The organism is Pseudomonas sp. MYb13 (assembly GCF_002980075.1).
Taxonomy (GTDB): domain Bacteria; phylum Pseudomonadota; class Gammaproteobacteria; order Pseudomonadales; family Pseudomonadaceae; genus Aquipseudomonas; species Aquipseudomonas lurida.
The window spans coordinates 242,297-264,770 of sequence record NZ_PCQI01000007.1; the positions used below are offsets into that span (position 1 = coordinate 242,297).

The window sequence follows — 22,474 nt, forward strand, 5'->3', positions numbered from 1 at the left end:
CGGATGAAGGCTTTAGACAAGCTGCTGGGCGGCCAGCAAAACCTGATCGGCATCGTGTTGCTGGCGCTGTTGATCCTGGTGGTATTCCCCCTGACGCTGGATGCGTTCCGCCTGAACATGGTCGGCAAATACCTGACCTACGCGTTTGTCGCGGTTGGCCTGGTGTTGTGCTGGGGCTATGGCGGCATTCTCAGCCTGGGGCAGGGCGTGTTCTTTGGCGTTGGCGGCTACTGCATGGCGATGTTCCTCAAGCTGGAAGCCTCGGACCCGGAGAGCACCAAGATCCAGTCCACACCGGGCATCCCTGACTTCATGGACTGGAACCAGATCACCGAGCTGCCATGGCTGTGGCAGCCGTTCCACAGTTTGAGCTTTACGCTGGTGGCGGTGATCGCGGTGCCGGTGCTGCTCGCGTTCATCATCGGCATGGCGCTGTTCAAGCGGCGCGTGGGCGATGTGTATTTCTCCATTGTCACCCAGGCGATTGCGCTGATCCTCACAGTGTTGATCGTCGGCCAGCAAGGCCTGACCGGTGGCGTCAACGGCATTACCGACCTCAAGACCCTGCTCGGCTGGGACCTGCGCACCGACAGCGCGAAGATGATCTTGTACTTCATCAACGCCGGGCTACTGTTCGGCTGCATCTTCATCGGCCGTTTCATCCTCGCCTCCAAGCTGGGTCGGCTGCTGATGGCGATGCGCGACAAGGAAGAGCGCGTGCGTTTCTCGGGGTATGACGTGGCCAGCTTCAAGATCTTCGTGTTCTGCGTGGCCGCCGCGTTTTCGGCGATTGGCGGGGCGATGTTTGCCTTGCAGGTGGGCTTTATGTCGCCGTCGTTCGTCGGCATCGTGCCGTCGATCGAGATGGTCATCTTTGCGGCGGTGGGCGGGCGCATGTCCTTGCTGGGTGCGGTGTATGGCGCACTGCTGGTGAACTACGGCAAGACCTACTTTTCCGAGTCCTTCCCCGAGCTGTGGCTGTACCTGATGGGGGGGCTGTTTATCGCGGTGGTGATGTATTTCCCCAACGGTCTCGCCGGGTTATGGGAAAGCCACGGGCGCCAGGGCTTGGCGAAACTGTTGCGGCGCAAACCGCTGGCGCCGACCCCGGTGAATCCGCCGGTCAAAGCCAAGGCCAACACCAAGATCCTGGAGACCCAGCCATGACCGCCGTCGGCTTTGAGATGAAAAAACCGGTGCTGGCCATCGAAGGCCTCACGGTGTCGTTCGACGGTTTCAAGGCCGTCGACAACCTCAACCTGTATATCGACCGCAATGAAGTCCGCGTGGTGATCGGTCCCAACGGTGCCGGCAAGACCACGGTGCTCGACCTGATCTGCGGCAAGACCCGCGCCACCAGCGGCAGTATCCAGTTCGACGGGCAGGAACTGACCAAGATGCGCGAGTACAACATTGTGCGCGCCGGCGTCGGGCGCAAGTTCCAGAACCCGTCGATCTACGAGAACCTCACGGTGTTCGAGAACCTGGAGATGTCCTACCCGGCCGGGCGCAAGGTGTGGGGCGCGCTGTTCTTCAAGCGCAACGCCCAGGTGATCGCCAGGGTGGAGGAGGTGGCGCGGGAGATCTTCCTCGGCGACCTGTTGCAACAGCAGGCCGACCTGCTGTCCCACGGGCAAAAGCAGTGGCTGGAGATCGGCATGCTGCTGATGCAGGACCCCGAGTTGTTGATGCTCGATGAGCCGGTGGCCGGCATGAGCGTCAACGAGCGGGCACAGACCGCCGAGTTGCTCAACCGCATCAGTCAGGGCCGTTCGGTGCTGGTGATCGAGCACGATATGGAGTTCGTCAAAAGCATCGCCCACAAGGTCACGGTGCTGCACCAGGGCAAGGTGCTGGCCGAGGGCAGCATGGAGTCGGTGCAAAGCAACCCGAAAGTCATCGAAGTGTATTTGGGCCACTGAGGAGCCGCGCATGTTCAAGATCGACCAGTTGTCCTGCGGCTACGGGCAGAGCCAGATCCTCCACGACCTGGACCTGAACGTGGCCAAGCGCGAGATTGTCGCGGTGATGGGCCGCAATGGCATGGGCAAGACCACCTTGTTCAAGAGCCTCATGGGCATCCTGCCGCAGTGGAAGGGCCAGGTGAGTGTGGACGGCCACGATGTGTCGGCCCTGGAAACCCATGAGCGGGTAGAGCGCGGCATCGCCTATGTGCCTCAGGGCCGCATGATTTTCCCGAGCATGACGGTGCTGGAAAATATCCAGACCGGCCTGCCGGCGTCGGCCCGGGGCAAGGTGCCGGAGGATTTGTATGCACTGTTCCCGGTGCTCTACGACATGCAATCGCGCAAGGGTGGCAACCTGTCTGGCGGCCAGCAACAGCAACTGGCGATCGCCCGGGCGCTGGCGACCAACCCCAAGGTGCTGTTGCTGGATGAACCGACGGAGGGGATCCAACCGTCGATCATCAAGGACATTGCGCGCACGTTGAAGGAGATTCGTAACCTGCGGGACCTGACCATCGTGGTGTCGGAGCAGGTGCTGTCGTTTACCCTGGAAATCGCGGACCGCTTCCTGGTGATCGAGAAGGGCCGGTTTGTGATCGAGGAAACCCGGGATCGAGTGGATGAGGCGACGATCAGTCGGTACTTGTCGGTGTGAACGTCTCGTGGACTAATTTTCATCGTGCGAATGCCGGTAAGTTTTCCTGCACGTAAGTGTTGGTTTACCTATGTTCATTGGAACCGTTTCCCGTCATGTGGCCACAGATGGGCGTCGACAAAATGCCAATCGTGTGTTGGTCGATTGCGACGCATCCAACCATCTAAGGTGTTGCTATGTTTAATACTCAATACGGTCAAACCTCACCCTTTCATTTCAATAGATCACCGGCTTCTGATGTGCGCCAAGTCTCTTGGGAAGCCCAATCCCATACCCATACAAGAGCGAGGGCGGCGCGGGATTTTTCCAATAACTTTAGTTATTTCCAGGGCCCCACCGGGTTTGTCACGCCGGCCGACATGGAGCATTTTGCTAATCGTCCGCTGACCGGCAACCCGTTTCACGACCAAATGACAATGCTGGCCAGGTTTATCCTCAGCGACACTGAAATGCAGCACCTGCTCGATGCAATCAACCATAACGGGCAGGAGGACGGGCTGATCAGCCAGGGTGACGCGGACGAGGTGGCTGCTTACTACGCTCAGCAAGAGTCACCGCCCGGGCGTGAGTTGCCCGGGCGCTATAACGGCAACTTCCAGAGCCAGCGCCTGAACAATCAATTCGCCCCGCAGGACAACTGGCAACCTGTGGGCGCAAGTCAACGGGGCGATGCGGTGCAGGCCTCCGGACATCGCCCGTATGCCAACGATACGAAGGAGGAGTTCTGCGAAAGGGTGCTGGCACGTTTCAGTTCCTTTGAAGACCCGAACACTCCGGGCCTGATCACTGATAGGTCGCTCAATGCGGTTGCCAGCGGATATCACCTAAATGGCCAGCCTGCCACGCAGGCCGAGATAGATATAGCAACTGAAATGCTTGAGCGTCGTGCCAAGTTGTTCAAGACCCTCGATAAGGGCCGCAGCGGAGAACTGAACGGGGCGTTCTCCAGGCAAGACTTGGGTGATGTTTCGGACGAGTATCAAAGCATGAGTGATAAAGCACTTATTCTGAAGATCAAGGCAAACTTCGAGCAGTACACCAAGACACCCGGTGCGGGCTTGGCAAGTTTTGACGACTTGCAGGAGGCGGCTGGATTGAAACCGACCACCAGGTGTTTCAGCGCTGAGGCTGTGGCGGCAGCTCGCGAGCTCTTGTTACATCGCCCTGAACTACTGCGACCGTTGGATATTGCTGGAGACAACGACAAGAACCCTGACGGAAAGTTTGGCCATGGTGATATGGATAACCTGGCGGCCACGTTGTCGGATGCACCTCGTTGCTAACGCTGAACAAGGGCGTAGCATTGGCCCGTACTCAGGTGGACCGGCACACCGGTAACACTTGAGGTGGTTGCGCTTCGGAAACGGTCTACCCGGCAGACCGTTTCACCCTGACCATGCAGATGAAGCGCGACAAACGCTAGGCCACGTTAAAAAACGCCACCTTGGTGCTCAAGCGATCCGCCAGCTCCGCCAGTTCGTGATTGGCGTTTTCGACCTGCTCGGAACCGGCCGCCGATTGCACGGTGGAGCTGTGAATGCGCGTAACGTTCTGCGCCACTTTTTCTGCAGCGACGCTTTGCTGCACCGAGGCACTGGCAATCTGCGCGTTCATCGCGTTGATCGCGCCCACTTCCTGGCTGATCTTGCCCAGCGCCACTTGCGAGTCACGGGTTTGCGCCACGGTGACCTGGGCCAGGCTGCGGCTGCGTTGCATGATGTCGGCGGCGTCCTGGGTGCCGGTTTGCAGCTTGCCGATCATGTCGCGGATTTCCTGGGTGGACTCTTGGGTGCGCGTCGCCAGGGAGCGCACTTCATCGGCCACCACCGCGAAGCCTCGGCCGTGTTCACCGGCGCGTGCGGCTTCAATGGCGGCGTTGAGTGCCAGCAGGTTGGTCTGGGCGGCGATGGCGTTGATCACTTCGATCACGGTTTCGATGTGCTCACTGTCGCTGGACACCTGGTTGACCCGGTGGGTGGCCTCGTCGAGGATCGTCGCCAATTCCTCGATAGCCACGCTCACTTCGCCCACCAGGCGGTGGCCGCTGTCCACTTCGGCGTCGGCCAGGATCGTCGCCTTGGACGCAGCGGAAGCGTAGCCCGAGACTTCGCTGACCGAGGCGGCCATTTGCGTGATCGCGGCCGCAACGTGCTGGGCTTCGCTGGTTTGCAGAGTGATCTGCTGGCGGTTGTCACTGGCTACCGACAACAGCGTGACCGAGGCGTGGCGCAGCGCCTGGGCTGCCGAGCGCACTTCGGTGATGGTGTCACCCAGGCGTGCCAGGGCGTTTTTCAGAATGCCCATCACGCTGTCGGGGTAGCGGGTGTCGATGGGCTGGTTCAGCTCGCCATTGGCCAGGCGGCGGATCGCCTCGGCGACTTCTTCCGGCTCGGCACCGAGGGTGGCCTTGACCTTGCGGATAATCAGCAGCGACACCAGCACGCTCAAGATAATCGCGACGGCGCTGGCCAGCACCATCAGCAGGGCAAAGTTGCTGGCGGTCGATTGCACGGTGTCCAGGCGTTGCTTGATTTGCGCTTCTTCGAAGTCGATCAGCGCATTCACGCGCTTGAGCCACTCGGTGTAGTGGGCCGAGGCCTGGACCAACAGCAAGTCCTGGGCGCCGGCGATGTCATTGCTGCGACGCAGGTTGATCACGCGTTCGGTGGAGGCCAGCGCCTGGGTCTCGATGGCCTTGATGTCGCCCAGCAGGCGGGTCTCCTCGGCGCTGGCGGCGGTGTTGGCGAACAGGCGATCCATGCTCGCGGCGGAGTCCTGGTAATCGCGCTTGAGCTGGTCGATCTCGGCCAGGTGGCGGTTGAGCGTCGGCTCATCCTTGACCAGTACCGCGTCGCGAATGGCGATGGCGCGGTTGTGCACGCTGCCACGGAAGTTGATCGCGTAGCGCTGGACCACGGCGGCTTTTTCACCGACGTCCTTGAGTGTGCTGTCGATAAAACCCACGCGTTGAATACCCACGGCGGTGATCAGCACGAGTAGCGACAGGGTGGACGCGAAGCCCAGGCCGATGCGCATCGCCAGCGAGACAGGTTTTTTCATGGAAAGCTCGATATAGAAGGGGTTAGAGGTGATGGCTAAACGCTATCTTGTGGTGAAATCTAACGACCCGTCGGCCGAGCGTCCAATCAGTAAATACTGAAACTGTCATCGAGCGAATTGATGGAATAAAACCGCGACAACCTCGTTCATACGTCATCCAACGTATTTCCCGTTTTCCCTGGCCGCCCGAGACTGGATCTCACGCACCCGTCATCCGTCCAGGAGCCAGTCCATGACTGAAACGCTGATCAAAGTCGACCTCAACCAGCCTGTCACCGAGAACGAGCAAATCCATAACCGCTGGCACCCGGATATCCCGATGGCCTGCTGGGTCAAGCCGGGCGATGACTTCATCCTGGAAACCTATGATTGGACTGCCGGCGCGATCAAGAACAACGATGACGCCAGCGATGTGCGCGATGTGGACTTGTCTACCGTGCATTACCTGTCGGGCCCTGTGGGGGTCCACGGTGCCGAACCGGGCGACCTGCTGGTGGTGGACTTGCTGGATATCGGTGCCAAGGCCGACTCCCAGTGGGGCTTCAACGGTTTCTTCTCGCGCCAGAACGGCGGTGGCTTTCTCACCGATCACTTCCCCAGCGCGCAGAAAGCCATCTGGGACTTCAAAGGCATGTTCACCAGCTCGCGGCACATCCCCGGGGTGAACTTTGCCGGGCTGATCCATCCTGGCTTGATTGGCTGCCTGCCCGACCCGGTGATGCTCGCCGACTGGAACCGTCGCGAGCAGGAGTTGATTGACACCAACCCGACTCGCGTTCCGCCGCTGGCCAACGCACCGTTGGCCGCCACCGCTCATATGGGCAAGCTCACCGGCCAGGCCCGTGATGATGCGGCCGCGACCGGCGCGCGCACGGTGCCGCCGCGTGAGCATGGCGGTAACTGCGATATCAAGGATCTGTCGCGGGGCTCGAAGATCTTCTTCCCGGTCTACGTCAATGGCGCCGGTCTGTCGGTGGGCGACCTGCACTTCAGCCAGGGCGATGGCGAGATCACTTTTTGCGGCGCGATCGAGATGGCGGGCTGGGTGCACATGAAGGTCGAACTGATCAAGGGCGGCATGGCCAAGTACGGGATCAAGAACCCCGTGTTCAAGCCGAGCCCGATCACGCCCAATTACAAGAATTACCTGATTTTCGAAGGTATCTCGGTGGACGAACAGGGTCAGCAGCACTACCTGGACGTCAATGTCGCCTACCGCCAGGCGTGCCTGAATGCGATCAACTACCTGACCAAGTTCGGCTATTCGCCGGCACAGGGGTATGCGCTGCTCGGCTCGGCGCCGGTGCAGGGACACATCAGCGGTGTGGTGGACATCCCGAACGCCTGTGCGACCTTGTGGCTGCCCACGGAAATCTTCGAGTTCGATATCAACCCCAATGCCAGCGGCCCGACCAAGTTCCTCGACGGCAGCATCGACCTGCCCATCGCACCGGACCTGTAGCCATGCCGACCTACGAATACGCCTGCGACACCTGCGGCACCTTCACCCTGCTGCGCCCAATGGCGCAGCGTAACGAGCCCTGCCAATGCCCTTACTGCGCAGGGCCGGGCGGTCAGTTGCGGGTGTCGGCCCCTGCGCTGCAAACGCTGTCGGCCAACCAGCGCAAGGCTATCGCCGGCAACGAGCGCAGTGCCCATGCGCCGCAAACGGTCGGCGAATACCAGCAAAGCCGCCAACACCCGGCGGGTTGCAGTTGCTGTGGTACCCACAAAAAGGTAGAGCCCAGCAAGGCCAACCCCTTGGGGCTCAAGACCAAGACCGGCCCACGGCCGTGGATGATCAGTCACTAGAACAGGAGCGTCGTAATGCGCCATGGCGACATTTCCAGCAGCCCGGACACCGTCGGTGTAGCGGTGGTGAACTACAAGATGCCGCGCCTGCACAGCAAGGCCGAGGTCATCGACAACGCGAAGAAGATTGCCGAGATCATTGTCGGCATGAAGCAAGGACTGCCCGGCATGGACCTGGTGGTGTTCCCGGAATACAGCACCATGGGCATCATGTACGACCACGATGAGATGATGGCCACCGCCGCGAGCATTCCCGGCGAGGAGACCGCGATTTTCTCCGCGGCCTGCCGCCAGGCGAATACCTGGGGCGTGTTCTCCCTGACCGGTGAGCGCCACGAGGAACATCCGCACAAGGCGCCCTACAACACTCTGGTGTTGATCAATAACCTTGGCGAGATCGTGCAGCGTTATCGCAAGTGCATTCCCTGGTGCCCCATCGAGGGGTGGTACCCAGGTGATCGCACCTACGTGTGCGACGGGCCTAAGGGCATGAAGATCAGCCTGATCATCTGCGACGACGGCAACTACCCGGAGATCTGGCGCGATTGTGCAATGAAGGGTGCCGAGCTGATCGTGCGTTGCCAGGGCTATATGTACCCGGCCAAGGAGCAGCAGGTGCAGATGTCCAAGAGCATGGCCTGGGCCAATAACTGCTATGTGGCGGTGGCCAACGCGGCCGGGTTCGACGGGGTGTATTCGTACTTCGGCCACTCGGCGATCATCGGCTTTGATGGGCGCACCCTGGGCGAGTGTGGCGAGGAGGAAATGGGCATTCAGTATGCGCAGCTGTCGGTGTCGCAGATCCGCGATGCACGGGCTAATGACCAGTCGCAGAACCATCTGTTCAAGCTGCTGCACCGCGGCTACACCGGCATGCATGCCTCGGGCGATGGCGACAAGGGCGTGGCGGATTGCCCATTCGAGTTCTACCGCACCTGGGTGTTGGACGCGCAGAAAGCCCAGGAAAACGTGGAGAAAATTACTCGCAGCACGGTAGGCGTTGCCGAGTGCCCGGTGGGGCAATTGCCCCACGGCGGTCAAGAAAAGACGGCGGGGTAGGGCATGCGCTTTACCTTTGAACCGGCCCAGGTGATGGCCCTGCTGCGCAGCCGGATCGTCGGCCAGGAGGCGGTGCTGGTGCAGGTGGAGGGGATGCTCAAGGTGGTCAAGGCCGATATCGGCGAACGCGACCGACCGCTGAGCGTCAACCTGTTCATGGGACCGACCGGGGTCGGCAAGACTGAAATCGTGCGCGTGCTGGCCCAGGCGCTGCACGGTCGCGCCGATGGTTTTTGCCGCATCGACATGCACACCCTCGCCCAGGAGCATTATGCCGCCGCCCTGACGGGCGCGCCGCCTGGGTACGTGGGCAGCAAGGAGGGTATCAGCCTGTTCAACAGTGAGCTGATCCAGGGTGCCTATAGCCGGCCGGGGATCGTGCTGTTCGACGAACTGGAAAAAGCCAGCCCGCAGGTGGTGCGCAGCTTGCTTGGCATACTGGAAAACGGCCAGTTGGCCTTGGCCGGTGGCACGCGCACGTTTGACTTCCGCAACAGCCTGGTCTTCATGACCAGCAATGTCGGCGCGCAACAGGCACGCCGGCATCGCCTGCGTTTTACCCAGGGTTGGCGACGCCTGTTGCGCGTGTTTGCCCGCAAGGAGGCGCAGGTGCTGGAAGAGGCGTTGCATGGGCATTTCGAGCCGGAATTTCTCAACCGTATCGACCGTATCCTGATGTTCGAGCCCATCGACGCGCAGTGGCTGGAGGCGCTGCTGGCGGTGGAACTGGGCAAACTTAACCAGCGCCTGGCGACGCAACAGCGTTCGTTGGTGCTGGATGAGCAGGCGCGGGCTTGGTTGTGCCGTGAGCACGACGTGCGATTTGGCGCTCGAGCGCTGGCTAGACGCTTGCGGGTCGAACTGGAACCGGCGATTGCCGAATGCCTGTTGCAAGGGCATGCCCGACACCTGCGTGCGACGGTGCGCAACGCCGGCCTGGTGGTTGAACCCGAAAGCACAGGAAGATGGGATCCACTTCCGGTATAACCCTCGGACGCTTTAGTTTTCCGAGGCCCTGTTTTTCATGCAAAGCTCCTTGCAACGCCCGCTGTGGCAGGTCTACCTGATCTTTCTGGCGCCGATGGTGCTGTCCAACTTCCTGCAAAGCTTCTCTGGCACCCTCAACGGCATCTATGTCGGGCAGATGCTCGGCACCCAGGCGTTGGCAGCGGTGTCGGGGATGTTTCCCATCGTCTTCTTCTTTATTGCCCTGGTGATCGGCCTGGGGGCGGGCGCCTCGGTGTTGATCGGCCAGGCCTGGGGGGCGCAGGAGACGGGGATGGTCAAGGCGATTACCGGCGCCACCCTGACCCTGGGCGCGCTGGTAGGCCTGATTGCGGCAGTGCTGGGTAGCCTGTTTGCGCGTCCGGCGTTGCAGGCGCTCGGCACGCCGGTTGATGTGCTGGACGATGCGGTGGGCTATGCCCAAAAAATGATGCTGATCATGCCGTTGCTGCTGGTGTTCATCCTCTACACCCAGTTGCTGCGCGGCGTCAGCGACACGCTATCGCCGTTGCTGGCGCTGATGGTTTCGACCCTGGTCGGCCTGCTGCTGACGCCGGCGCTGATTCGCGGCTGGGTCGGCTTGCCACCCCTGGGCATCCAGAGCGCGGTGTATGCGGGGCTGGTAGGTAACGCGTTGGCCATGCTGTTTCTGATCTTGAGACTTCGGCATAAAAACCATGTGATGGCGCCAGATCGCGAACTGCTCGCGGCCTTGCGCCTGGACCGCGTGATTCTCGGCAAAGTCCTGCGCATCGGCTTGCCCACCGGCCTGCAGATGGTGGTGCTGTCGCTGTCAGAATTGGTCATCCTCGCCCTGGTCAACAGCCATGGCTCACAGGCCACGGCGGCCTATGGCGCGGTGACGCAAATCGTCAACTACGTGCAATTCCCGGCGCTATCGATTGCCATCACGGCGTCGATCCTTGGCGCACAGGCGATTGGCGCCGGGCGTCTGGAGCGCATCGGCCCGATCCTGCGCACCGGCTTATTGATCAATACATGCCTCACCGGCGGCCTGATCGTGCTGGGTTACGTCCTGTCGCACTGGTTGCTCGGCCTATTCATCACCGACGACGCGGCGCGGGTCAACGCCGAACACCTGCTGCACATCATGTTGTGGAGCATCCTGGTGTTCGGTTTCCAGGCCGTGATCGGCGGGATCATGCGCGCCAGCGGCGTGGTGCTGATGCCGGTGATCATCTCGATCTTCTGTGTGCTGTGCGTCGAGCTGCCGATGGCGTACCTGCTCAACGCCCACTTCGGGCTGGAAGGGGTGTGGATGGCGTTTCCGGTGACTTACCTGGCCATGCTGGCATTGCAGACTGCTTATTACCGGTTGGTGTGGCGGCACAAGCAGATCAAGCGGTTGGTGTGAGGCTGAGGCCGCGCAGCAACAACTCGAGTGCCTGCAACCCTTGCTCCAGGCGGTCGCCCGGGTGTTCATCGCGGGCAATCCACAGGGCGGTGTTGACCAGGCTGCCATTGATCAATTGCGCCAGTGCGACGCTCGGGGCGTGGTGGATCACACCGGCGTGCATCAGCGCTTCCAGTCGTTGGCGCAACGATTCAACACAATATTGCTGGGAGCCGGTGTCGCCCAATACGGCTGGCGCATCCTGCAACACAATGCGCTGGATCTCGCCGTCCTGGGCCATGCGCAAATAGGCGCGGCAACGTTCGCAAAAGCCGCTCCACGGGTCTGCAGCTTCGTCTGTAATACGCTGCAAACGGCTGTCCATCTCACTGTCGAGCTGGGCCACCACGGCGGCTAACAGCCCCTTTTTGTCACCAAAGTGATGGTACAACGCGCCCCGCGTCAGGCCGGCGCGGGCGGTAAAATCGTCCATCGACGTGTTCGCATAGCCTTGGGTGGCGAAGGCCTTGCGGGCGCTGGCGATCAGGCGTGCGCGGGTGTCTTCGATCATTTCGGCACGGGCTCGGCTCATGGTAGGGCTCACATTGGGCAAGGCAGAGATTGACATACGCTGCGTATGTTACGCATGATTTGTGACATACGCACCGTATGTATTTTGCCTCGCTCATTGCAGATAGCAAGTTGCAGGCATTCAGGAAGAGGTCCATCAGGATGGCAAACCCTTACGCCGAGCTGTTCCAGGTCCCAGGCGCCCGGGCTTTTGTACTGGCGGGGATGCTGGCGCGCATGCCGGTGTCGATGACCGGGATTGGCTTGATCACCATGCTTTCGCAGGTGCACGGCGGTTACGGCCTGGCGGGCTCGGTGGCGGCGGTGTTTGCCTTGGCCACGGCATTTTGTGCGCCGCAGGTCTCACGCCTGGTGGACCGCTACAGCCAGGGCCGGGTGCTGCCGATTGCCGCGCTGATCGGCGGCGGGGCGTTGTTGATGTTGCTGTTGTGCACCCGCTTGCAGGCGCCGAACTGGACGCTGTTCCTGTTCGCGGCCCTGGCCGGTTGCATGCCCAACATGTCGGCCATGGTGCGCGCACGCTGGACCGAGGTGTACCGAGGCCAGCCCAAGCTGCAGACTGCCTTTGCCCTGGAGTCGGTACTGGATGAAGTGTGCTTCATCATCGGCCCGCCGATCTCGGTGGGGCTGAGCGTGGCGCTGTTCCCGGAGGCGGGGCCCTTGGTGGCAGCGTTGTTGCTGGCGGTGGGCGTTACCACGTTCGTATTGCAACGCGCGACCGAGCCTCCCGTCCATGAACACCAGGACCATCACGGCCGCTGGCTGATCGCGTCACCGCCGGTGCTGATCCTGATGATCCTGCTGCTGGCCATGGGGGTGATCGTTGGCGTGGTGGACGTGGTCAGCGTCGCTTTCGCCCAGCATCAGGGCCAGCCAGCGGCGGCAAGTATCGTGCTGTCGGTGTACGCCATCGGTTCGTGCCTGGCGGGGCTGGCGTTCGGCACCCTGAAACTCAAGGCGCCGTTGCCGCGACAGTTCCTGTTCTGCGGTGTCGCCACGGCATTGACCACCTTGCCGTTGCTGCTGGTGACCAACATCCCAGGGCTGGCGGTGGCGATCTTTATTTCCGGGCTGTTCTTCGCGCCAACCCTGATCGTATCCATGGCCCTGGTGGAGCAGATCGTGCCGCCCAGCCGCCTGACCGAAGGCATGACCTGGCTGATCACCGGCCTCAGCATCGGCGTGGCCATTGGCGCCGCCAGTTCCGGTTGGATGATCGACCACTTTGGCGCCACCAGCGGGTTCTGGGTCGCGTTGGTGGCGGGGGCGGTGGTGCTGGGGTCAGCGGTGTTGGGGTATCGGCGGTTGGGATAGTCAGCCAATCGCCGGGGAAGCATTTGCACTGTGGTGTTGTAAAAACGCTTGCAAAGCCTGGCGGGCCAGGTGAATGCCATCTGTTCGTTGAGCAGTTTGGCGAGCAGCTTTTCATTTTTGGACACAGTGCTCCCGGTGTGTAATTGGATTTAGTTGCAAAAGGTGGTGTTCGTCAATGCCAGCGCGTGATCGGTTCGTCTTCCCGCGTTTGAAGTAACCCTTGAAGACACCTCGTTCCAGGCCATCCATCCCCCGCTAATTTTTCCCTCTCCGGTTCGTTTTATAGGGACGACGTGCCTTTGTGCTTCCTGCCTATTGCTCCGGACTCCAAGAAATGAATGCTGAAGACTCCTTGAAACTTGCTCGCCGGTTTATCGGGTTGCCTCTGGAAAAGCGCCAATTGTTCCTGCAAGCCTTGCAGAAAGAAGGGGTGGATTTTTCCCGGTTTCCGATTCCGGCAGGGGTGGAGGTGGAGGATCGCCAGGCGCTGTCCTACGCGCAGCAGCGCATGTGGTTTCTGTGGCAATTGGACCCGGCCAGCGGTGCCTACAACCTGCCGGGCGCCGTGCGGCTCAAAGGTGCGTTGAACCTGGACGCGATGGAGCAGGCGTTCGCCAGCCTGGTCGCGCGGCACGAAACCCTGCGCACGGTGTTCCAGCGCCAGGCCGATGAGCGCCTGTTGCAGGTGGCGACAGACACGCCGTTAACCGTCGAGCACGATGACCTGAGCCACCTGGCACCCGCCGAGCGTGAGCAGGCTGTCGACCAGGCCGCGACCCGTCAATCGCTGCTGCCGTTCGACCTGGAAAACGGCCCGCTGCTGCGTGTGCAGTTGCTCAAGCTCGACGCCCAGGAGCACGTGCTGCTGTTGACCCTGCACCACATCGTTTCCGATGGCTGGTCGATGAATGTGCTGATTGATGAGTTCATCCGCTTTTACGACGCCCATGAGCGCAACCAGACCCCGCAACTGCCGGCCTTGCCGATCCAGTACAGCGACTACGCCCTGTGGCAGCGCCGCTGGCTGGAAGCTGGGGAGCAGGCCCGCCAGCTGGAATACTGGCAGGCGCGGCTGGGCGACGAGCATCCGGTGCTGGAGTTGCCCACCGACCGCCCGCGCCCGGCCATGCCGAGCTATCAGGGCACACGCCATAACTTCGCGATCGACCCGCAGTTGGCCGCACAGCTGCGTGCCTGCGCACAACAGCACAACGTTACGTTGTTCATGCTGTTGCTCGGCGCCTTCAATGTGCTGCTGCACCGATACACCGGGCAGGGTGATATCCGCGTCGGCGTGCCGATCGCCAACCGCAACCGCACGGAAGTCGAAGGGCTGATCGGTTTCTTCGTCAATACCCAGGTCCTGCGCACCGAGCTGACCGGGCAAACCCTTGTCACTGAGCTGCTGCAAGGCATAAAGGAGCACGCACTGGGTGCCCAGGCCCATCAGGAATTGCCGTTCGAGCGCCTGGTAGAAGCCCTCAAGGTCGAGCGCAGCCTCAGCCATACACCGCTGTTCCAGGTCATGTACAACCACCAGCCGGTGGTGGCTGATATTACGAACGTCAGCACCGCCTCCGGCCTGGAGTTGGCGCTGGTGGAATGGCAAGGCCGTACCACCCAGTTCGACCTGACCCTCGACACCTATGAGAAATCCGGCACCCTGCACGCCGCGCTGACCTACGCTAACGACCTGTTCGACGCGCCGACCATCGAGCGCATGGCCGGGCACTGGATCAGCCTGTTGCGGGCCATGGTGGCTGATGGCGGGCAGCGTATCGGTGAGTTGCCGATGTTGGCTGCGGATGAGCAGCAGGTGCTGGTCCATACCTGGAACCAGACGGCCGAGGCGTACCCGACCGAGCGCGGTATTCACCACCTGATCGAAGACCAGGTCCACGCGACGCCCGACGCGCCGGCGCTAGCGTTCGGTGCTACCACACTCACCTACGCGCAACTTGATGCGCGTGCCAACCAGTTGGCCCATGCCTTGCGCGAGCAGGGCGTTGGCCCGGACGTACTGGTAGGGATCTGCGTCGAGCGTTCGATCGAAATGGTGGTCGGCCTGTTGGCGATTCTCAAGGCTGGCGGTGCCTACGTGCCGTTGGACCCGGAATACCCGCGGGAACGCCTGGCCTATATGATCGAGGACAGTGGCATCCAGTTACTGCTCAGCCAGCAGCGCCTGCTGCCGTCGTTGCCTGTCGCCAGTCTCCAAGTGATAGCCCTGGACCAGCCTGCGCTGTGGCTCGACGGCTACAGCAGCGAATCGCCTGCCGTGGCGATCCAGGCACTGAACCTCGCCTACGTGATCTACACCTCCGGCTCCACCGGCAAGCCCAAGGGCGCCGGCAACAGCCATCGCGCGCTGGTCAACCGCCTGTGCTGGATGCAGCAGGCCTATGGGCTGGACGCCAGCGACGCGGTGCTGCAGAAAACCCCCTTCAGTTTCGACGTGTCGGTGTGGGAATTCTTCTGGCCGCTGATGGCCGGCGCACGCCTGGTGGTGGCGGCCCCCGGTGAACACCGTGAGCCGGCACGGCTGATCGAAACCATCGGGCAGCACGGCATTACCACCTTGCACTTCGTGCCCTCGATGCTCCAGGCCTTTATCCATGAGCCGGGCGTACAGGCCTGCGGCAGTCTGCAACGTATCGTCTGCAGCGGCGAAGCCTTGCCGCTGGATGCGCAGTTGCAAGTGTTCGCCAAGTTGCCACGGGCGGGTTTGTTCAACCTCTACGGCCCGACCGAAGCCGCCATCGACGTCACCCACTGGACCTGCATCGACGAAGGTGCCGACAGCGTGCCCATCGGCAGGCCCATCGCTAACCTCGGCACCTACGTGCTCGACGCCCAGCTCAACCCTGTTGCCGCGGGCGTCAGTGGCGAGCTGTACCTGGGCGGTACTGGCCTGGCGCGTAGTTATCATCGGCGCCCGGCACTGACCGCCGAGCGTTTTGTGCCGAGCCCCTTCGGTGACGGCGCGCGCCTGTATCGCACCGGCGACCGCGTGCGCCAGCGCGCCGACGGCGTGATCGACTACCTGGGTCGCCTCGACCACCAGGTCAAGCTGCGCGGCCTGCGTATCGAACTGGGCGAGATCGAGGCGCGCCTGATGCAGCACCCCTCGGTGCGCGAAGCCGTGGTGCTGGTGCAGGGCGGCAAGCAACTGGTCGCGTACCTGGTGCTGGAAGACCAGGCGCCGGCCGACCTCAAGGCCTGGCTGCTCAGCAGCCTGCCGGAATACATGGTGCCGACCCATATGGTGCCCCTGGCCAAGCTGCCGGTGACCGCCAACGGCAAGCTCGACCGCAAGGCCTTGCCGTTGCCGGACGCCGCGCCGCAGCAGGCCTATATCGCCCCGCAAAACGACCTGCAGAAAGCCCTGGCGGCGATCTGGAGCGACGTGCTGGGTGTGGAACAGGTCGGCCTGGACGACAACTTTTTCGAGCTGGGCGGCGATTCGATCATCTCCATCCAGGTGGTCAGCCGTGCGCGCCAGGCGGGTATTCGCTTAAGCCCACGGGACCTGTTCCAGTACCAGAGCGTACGCAGCCTGGCGCTGGTGGCGAGCTTCGAGCAGGCGACGGTCATCGACCAGGGGCCCGTCAGTGGCGAGGTGATCCTCACGCCCGTGCAGCACAGCTTTTTCGAGCAGGCGATCCCGGCGCGCCAGCATTGGAACCAGTCGCTGCTGCTGACCCCGCGTGAAGCCCTGGAGCCCGCGCGCCTTGACGCGGCCTTGACCCGATTGATCAACCACCATGACGCCCTGCGCCTGCGTTTTTCGCCGCGCGTAGACGGTTGGCAACAGGCTCACGCCGAGCCGGTTGCAAGCGCCTCAATGTGGCAGTCCCAGGTTGCTGACGAGGCTGAGCTGGCCGCACTCTGCGACGAAGCCCAGCGCAGCCTCGACCTTGAACAGGGCCCGCTGATACGCGCGGTACTGGTCACGTTGGCCGACGGTGCCCAGCGCCTGCTGCTGGTGGTGCATCACCTGGCGGTCGATGGCGTGTCGTGGCGCATCCTCCTTGAAGACCTGCAACAGGCCTACCGCAACGCCGCATTACCGGCCAAGACCAGTGCCTACCAAGTGTGGGCGCAGCAGTTGCAGGCCCATGCGCAGACACTGGACGACCAACTGCCGTACTGGCAAGCCCAGGCCGCGAGCGCCGACCTACCGTGCGACAACCCCCAAGGTGGCCTGCAGAACCGCCTTGGCAGCAAGCTCGAAATCCGCCTGACTGCCGAACACACCCGTCAACTGCTGCAAGACGCCCCTGGGGCCTACCGGACCCAGGTCAACGACCTGCTGCTGACCGCACTGGCGCGCGTTATCAGCCGCTGGAGCGGGCAGTCTGCCACGCTGATCCAACTGGAAGGCCATGGCCGTGAAGACCTGTTCGACACCGTTGACCTGAGCCGCACCGTCGGTTGGTTCACCAGCCTGTTCCCGGTGTGCCTGCACGCCGAGGGCGAGCTGTCGGCGGCGATCAAGTCGGTTAAGGAACAGCTGCGCGCCGTGCCGCACAAAGGCATCGGCTACGGCCTGCTGCGCTACCTCGGCACGCCTGACGCCCGTGAAACCCTGTCGGGCCTGGCCGCGCCGCGTATCACCTTCAACTACCTGGGCCAGTTCGACCGCCAGTTCAACGAGTCGGCGCTGTTCGTACCCGCCACCCAGGGCAGCGGGCAGGCCCAGGACCCGGAAGCACCGTTGGCCAACTGGCTGACGGTGGAAGGGCAGGTGTATGGCGGTGAACTGGCCCTGCAGTGGGGGTTCAGCCGCGAGATGTTCGAAGTGGCGACTGTGCAGCGCCTGGCGGAGGATTTCCAGCAGGAACTGCTGGCGCTGATCGCGCATTGCGTCGATCCGAAACAGGGCGGCCTGACACCGGCCGACGTGACCCTGGCCCGACTGACCCAATCCCAGCTGGACGATCTGGCGCTGCCCGCACGCGAGGTGCAGGACCTGTATCCGCTGTCGCCGATGCAACAGGGCATGTTGTTCCACAGCCTCTACCAGCAGGGCCTTGACGATATCTATGTCAGCCAGCTGCGTGCCGATATCCACGGCCTTGATGTGCCTCGGTTCCAACGCGCCTGGGAGCAGGTGCTGGCACGACATGACATGTTGCGCACCGGGTTTGTCTGGCAACAGGGCCAGACGCAGCCGTTGCAAGCGGTGTATCGCGTAGCGGGCCTGCCGTTCGCCGAATACGACTGGCAGGCCCTGCCGGATCAGCACGCCGCGCTGGACGCGTTGAGCGAGTCGACGCGGGCTCAAGGTTTTGTGCTGGAGCAGGCGCCGCTGCTGAGCCTGAAACTGGTACGCACCGGTGTCGACCGCTTCCATCTGATCTACACCAATCATCACATTCTCCTGGATGGCTGGAGCCGTGCGCAGTTGTTCGGCGAGGTCCTGGAGTGTTACGCCGGCCGGCCGTTACCGACGCTGCAAGGGCATTACCGTGACTATATCGGTTGGTTGCAAGCTCAGGAATCGGCTGCCAGCGAAGCCTTCTGGAAGGACCAATTGGTCACGATGCAGGAGCCAACGCGCCTGGCACGCGCCGCCGGTTCCAATCCTTCGGCCGCCAAAGGCAGCTACGCACTGGCCCTGAGCATCGCACAGACTGACCAACTCAAGGGGTTTGCCCAGACCCACAAAATCACCCTGAACACCCTTGTACAAGCCGCCTGGCTGTTGTTGCTGCAACGCCAGACCGGCCAGGACACCGTGGTGTTTGGCGCCACGGTTTCCGGTCGGCCAGCAGGTTTGCCGGGTGTGGAGCAGCAGGTCGGTCTGTTTATCAACACCTTGCCGGTTATCGCCACCCCCAGTCCGATGTTGTGGGTGGGGGAATGGTTGCAGCAGGTGCAGGCACTGAACCTCAGCCTGCGTGAACACGAACATACGCCGTTGTTCGATATCCAGCGCTGGGCGGGTACGGGCGGCGCAGCGTTGTTCGACACGCTGCTGGTGTTTGAAAACTACCCGGTGTCCACAGCGCTGGCCGCAGGCGCACCGGCTGGGCTGACCTTCAGTCATGTGCAGAACTTCGAGCAGACCCACTATCCGTTGACGGTGCTGCTTGGCGCCGGGGCGGCCCTGGAGTTCGACTTCAGCTTTGACGTGCAGTCGTTCGGCGACGACGAGATTCGGCAGTTGGCCGAGTCTTTCCAGCACCTGCTTCACGGCTTGACCAGTGTCACACCGCGGCGTGTGGGTGAGGTGCCGTCGCTGACGGACGCGGTGCGCCGGCAAGTGGTGGAGGGGTGGAACGCCACCCAGCGCGACTATCCGCAAGGGCAGTGGGTACACCAGCTGTTCGAGGCCCAGGCGCTGGCACAGCCGGAAGCGCCGGCGTTGCGCTTCAACGAGACAACCCTGAGCTATAGCGACCTCAATAGCCGCGCCAACCGTCTTGCTCATCGCCTGATCGAAGCCGGGGTAGGCCCGGACGTGCTGGTGGGCCTGGCCGTGGAACGTTCCATCGAAATGGTCGTGGGCCTGCTCGCTGTGCTCAAGGCCGGTGGTGCCTATGTGCCGCTGGACCCGGAGTACCCGCGTGAGCGCTTGGCCTACATGCTGGAAGACAGCGGCGTGAAACTGCTGTTGACCCAGGCCCATCTGCTTGATCAGTTGCCGATCCCGGATGGACTGGAAAGCCTGGTGCTGGGTGACTCGGCCTTTGAGGCCTACAGCGACGCCAACCCCGGGATCGCGCTGGACGGTGAAAATCTTGCCTACGTGATCTACACCTCGGGCTCCACCGGCCAGCCTAAAGGCGCGGGCAACCGTCATTCGGCATTGCTGAACCGCCTGCAGTGGATGCAGGACGCCTATGGCCTGGACATCAGTGACACGGTGCTACAAAAGACCCCGTTCAGCTTCGACGTGTCGGTGTGGGAATTTTTCTGGCCGCTGATGACCGGCTCACGCCTGGTCGTCGCGGCGCCTGGCGATCACCGTGACCCCGCCAAGCTGGTCCGCCTGATCAATGCCGAACACGTCACCACGCTGCACTTTGTGCCGTCGATGTTGCAGGTGTTCCTGCAGGACCCTGCGGTGTCGAGTTGCCAAAGCCTGCAGCGCATCGTCTGCAGCGGCGAAGCCTTGCCGGTGGACGCCCAGCAGCAAGTCTTCGCCAAACTGCCGCAAGCCAGGCTCTACAACCTGTATGGCCCGACTGAAGCCGCCATCGACGTGACCCACTGGACCTGTGTGGACGAAGGCCGCGACGCGGTACCGATCGGCCGTCCGATTGCCAACCTTGGGTGCTACATCCTCGACAGCAACTTCGAACCGGTGCCGGTGGGTGTATTGGGCGAGCTGTACCTGGGCGGCGTTGGCCTGGCCCGTGGTTATCACCGCCGTCCTTCCCTGACCGCCGAGCGTTTTATCGCGCATCCGTTTATCAAGGGCGAGCGCCTGTACCGCACCGGCGACCTGGCGCGTTATCGCGAAAACGGCGTGATCGAATACGCCGGGCGTATCGACCACCAGGTCAAGCTGCGCGGCCTGCGTATCGAGCTGGGTGAAATCGAAGCGCGCCTGCTGGAGCACGACTGGGTCCGCGAGGCCGCCGTGCTGGCCGTCGATGGCAACTACCTGGTGGGCTACCTGGTGCTGCACAACGCCGGCGATGACTGGCGCGATGTGCTGAGTGCACACCTGGCTCAACACTTGCCGGACTACATGGTCCCGGCCCAATGGATGCTGCTGGAACAGATGCCCCTGGGTCCCAACGGCAAACTGGACCGCAAGGCCCTGCCCAAACCCGAGGCAGCGGGTGGTGAGTACATCACGCCACTGACTGAACGGGAGCAACAGATCGCTGCGATCTGGGCCGAAGTACTCGGTGTCGAACGTGTCGGCCTCAATGACCACTTCTTCGAGCGCGGCGGGCATTCGCTGATCGCTACCCAGGCCGTCTCGCGCATCCGTCATGGCCTGGGCCTCGATGTGGGCTTGAAAGCCCTGTTCGATCAGCCGGTGCTGGGCCTTTTTGTCCGTAGCCTGACCCAGGCACACGTTGAAAGCACCCGTATGGAGCGCGTCGAACGTGAGCAGCCGCTGGGGCTGTCCTATGCGCAGGAGCGCCAATGGTTCCTGTGGCAACTGGACCCCCGCAGCGCGGCCTACCATGTACCCCGCGCGTTGCGCCTGAAAGGGCAACTCGACTGCGACGCCCTGCAGCGTGCCTTCGATACACTGGTCGCGCGCCACGAAAGCTTGCGTACCCACTTGCAGCAAGATGCCGGCCGCACCGTGCAAGTGATCAGCCCGCCAGCAAGGATCGAGATCGCCTTGGCGGACGTCGATGAAGCGAGTCTGAAAGCCCAGGTAGAAGCGAGCATCACCCAGCCATTCGACCTCCGCCAGGGCCCGCTTATGCGTGTCAGACTGTTGCGCCTGGCGCAAGACGAACACGTGCTGGTGCTGGTGCAGCACCACATTATTTCCGATGGTTGGTCGATGCAGGTGATGGTCGATGAACTGGTGCAGCTTTATGCCGCCTACAGCCGGGGCGAAGGGCTGCAACTGCCGGCGCTGCCGATCCAGTACGTCGATTACGCACTGTGGCAGCGCAGCTGGATGGAAGCAGGCGAGAAAGCTCGCCAGCTCGATTACTGGCGTGAAGTGTTGGGTGGCGAGCAACCGGTGCTGGAACTGCCATTCGATCATCAGCGCCCGGCAGTGCCGACCCATCGCGGCGCACGCTTGCACATCCCGTTGCCAATACCGTTGCTCGACAGTCTCAAGGCCCTGGCCCAGCGCGAGGGTGTGACGTTGTTCATGCTGTTGCTGGCGTCCTATCAAGTGTTGCTGCATCGCTACAGCGGCCAGCCGGATATTCGCGTCGGCGTGCCGATTGCCAACCGCAACCGGGTCGAGACCGAGCGCCTGATCGGCTTTTTCGTCAACACCCAGGTGCTCAAGGCCGAAATCGATGGGCACACCACCGTCAGCCAGTTGCTGGCCCAGGTCAAGCGGCGTGCGCTCGAAGCCCAGGCCCATCAGGACTTGCCCTTCGAACAACTGGTTGAGGCGCTGCAGCCCGAGCGCAGTCTCAGCGTGAACCCGCTGTTCCAGGTGGCGTTCAACCACCATATCAGCCTAGCCGGCCAGCATTTACAACGCCTGGGCCAGCTTGAAGTCAGTCCTATGAGCTGGGACGAGGCGGTCGCGCAATTCGACCTGACCCTGGACATCGAAGAATCCCGGGAGCAGTTAAATGCCTCGCTGAGTTATGCCACCGACCTGTTCGAGGCTTCTACCATCGAGCGCATGGCGCGGCATTGGCAGAACCTGTTGCAGGCAATGGTTGCCGATCAGCAGCAGAACATTGGGCAGTTGCAGTTGTTGGACGGCGAAGAGCAGCAACATATCATCCAACTGTGGAACCAGACCGACGCGGGTTTTCCGGCCAAGCGCCTGGTCCACGAACGAGTCGCCGACCGCGCCCGGGAAACCCCGACGGCGGTGGCGGTGAAATTCGACGCGCAAACCCTGACCTACGGCGAGCTGGACCGCCAGGCCAACCGCCTGGCCCATGCGCTGGTCGCCCGTGGTGTCGGCCCGGAAGTGCGCGTGGCCATCGCCATGCCGCGCAGTGCCGAAATCATGGTGGCGTTCCTGGCGGTAATGAA

Annotated in this window: 13 protein-coding genes and 2 pseudogenes; 11 read left to right on the top strand and 4 right to left on the bottom strand. The window is 62.4% G+C overall.

What is annotated here, in order from left to right:
• The first annotated feature begins 3 nt into the window (after positions 1-3).
• The 4 genes from urtC (at position 4) to CQ002_RS15770 (ending at position 3,905) form a co-directional block, all read left to right on the top strand.
• Entirely contained in the window at positions 4-1,167 is a 1,164-nt protein-coding gene (gene urtC / locus CQ002_RS15755; RefSeq protein WP_069023197.1) for an urea ABC transporter permease subunit UrtC, read from the top strand.
• Positions 1,164-1,922, top strand: a complete 759-nt coding sequence (gene urtD, locus CQ002_RS15760; protein ID WP_025855702.1) for an urea ABC transporter ATP-binding protein UrtD — start codon at positions 1,164-1,166, stop codon at positions 1,920-1,922. The genes urtC and urtD overlap by 4 nt, the downstream gene beginning before the upstream one ends.
• Before the next feature lie 10 nt (positions 1,923-1,932).
• Positions 1,933-2,622 (top strand): urea ABC transporter ATP-binding subunit UrtE, encoded by a 690-nt coding sequence (gene urtE / locus CQ002_RS15765; RefSeq protein WP_046383753.1) that lies wholly within the window; start codon positions 1,933-1,935, stop codon positions 2,620-2,622.
• A 176-nt stretch (positions 2,623-2,798) separates the two neighbouring features.
• Complete coding sequence (locus CQ002_RS15770; RefSeq protein ID WP_105162020.1) at positions 2,799-3,905, top strand: hypothetical protein; 1,107 nt, start codon at positions 2,799-2,801, stop codon at positions 3,903-3,905.
• 136 nt (positions 3,906-4,041) lie between these two features.
• Here the strand turns inward: CQ002_RS15770 and CQ002_RS28900 are convergent, their stop codons facing one another.
• Positions 4,042-5,100: a methyl-accepting chemotaxis protein gene (locus CQ002_RS28900; RefSeq protein ID WP_371919459.1), complete on the bottom strand. Its 1,059-nt coding sequence runs from the start codon at positions 5,098-5,100 to the stop codon at positions 4,042-4,044.
• Between the two features lie 66 nt (positions 5,101-5,166).
• Positions 5,167-5,682, bottom strand: a pseudogene (locus CQ002_RS28905) (MCP four helix bundle domain-containing protein); the annotation flags it as partial.
• A 232-nt stretch (positions 5,683-5,914) separates the two neighbouring features.
• Between CQ002_RS28905 and fmdA the strand changes: the two are divergent.
• From fmdA to CQ002_RS15800, 5 genes are read left to right on the top strand one after another with little or no spacing between them, the layout of a single operon-like run.
• Complete coding sequence (gene fmdA / locus CQ002_RS15780) at positions 5,915-7,144, top strand: formamidase (protein ID WP_098466290.1); 1,230 nt, start codon at positions 5,915-5,917, stop codon at positions 7,142-7,144.
• A 2-nt stretch (positions 7,145-7,146) separates the two neighbouring features.
• Positions 7,147-7,494: a zinc ribbon domain-containing protein gene (locus CQ002_RS15785; RefSeq protein WP_105162022.1), complete on the top strand. Its 348-nt coding sequence runs from the start codon at positions 7,147-7,149 to the stop codon at positions 7,492-7,494.
• A 15-nt stretch (positions 7,495-7,509) separates the two neighbouring features.
• A complete protein-coding gene (locus CQ002_RS15790; RefSeq protein ID WP_069023217.1) occupies positions 7,510-8,553 on the top strand; it encodes an aliphatic amidase in 1,044 nt (347 codons plus the stop codon).
• 3 nt (positions 8,554-8,556) lie between these two features.
• On the top strand, positions 8,557-9,540 hold the full coding sequence (locus tag CQ002_RS15795; protein WP_105162023.1) for an AAA family ATPase: 984 nt from the start codon (positions 8,557-8,559) through the stop codon (positions 9,538-9,540).
• Between the two features lie 37 nt (positions 9,541-9,577).
• Entirely contained in the window at positions 9,578-10,933 is a 1,356-nt protein-coding gene (locus tag CQ002_RS15800) for an MATE family efflux transporter (RefSeq protein ID WP_105162024.1), read from the top strand.
• On the opposite strand, the gene CQ002_RS15805 is transcribed toward CQ002_RS15800, so the two are convergent.
• Positions 10,917-11,504, bottom strand: coding sequence for a TetR/AcrR family transcriptional regulator (locus CQ002_RS15805; RefSeq protein WP_069023225.1), 588 nt, complete (start codon positions 11,502-11,504; stop codon positions 10,917-10,919). The genes CQ002_RS15800 and CQ002_RS15805 overlap by 17 nt on opposite strands.
• A 140-nt stretch (positions 11,505-11,644) precedes the next feature.
• Here CQ002_RS15805 and CQ002_RS15810 point away from each other — a divergent pair, with 140 nt between their 5' ends.
• Positions 11,645-12,817, top strand: a complete 1,173-nt coding sequence (locus tag CQ002_RS15810; RefSeq protein WP_105162025.1) for an MFS transporter — start codon at positions 11,645-11,647, stop codon at positions 12,815-12,817.
• A gap of 53 nt (positions 12,818-12,870) precedes the next feature.
• On the opposite strand, the pseudogene CQ002_RS28910 reads toward CQ002_RS15810, so the two are convergent.
• Positions 12,871-12,942, bottom strand: a pseudogene (locus CQ002_RS28910) (type II toxin-antitoxin system HicA family toxin); the annotation flags it as partial.
• A gap of 209 nt (positions 12,943-13,151) precedes the next feature.
• Here CQ002_RS28910 and CQ002_RS15820 point away from each other — a divergent pair.
• Positions 13,152-22,474 (top strand): non-ribosomal peptide synthetase (locus CQ002_RS15820; protein ID WP_105702710.1); only part of this gene is annotated, 9,323 nt, incomplete at its 3' end.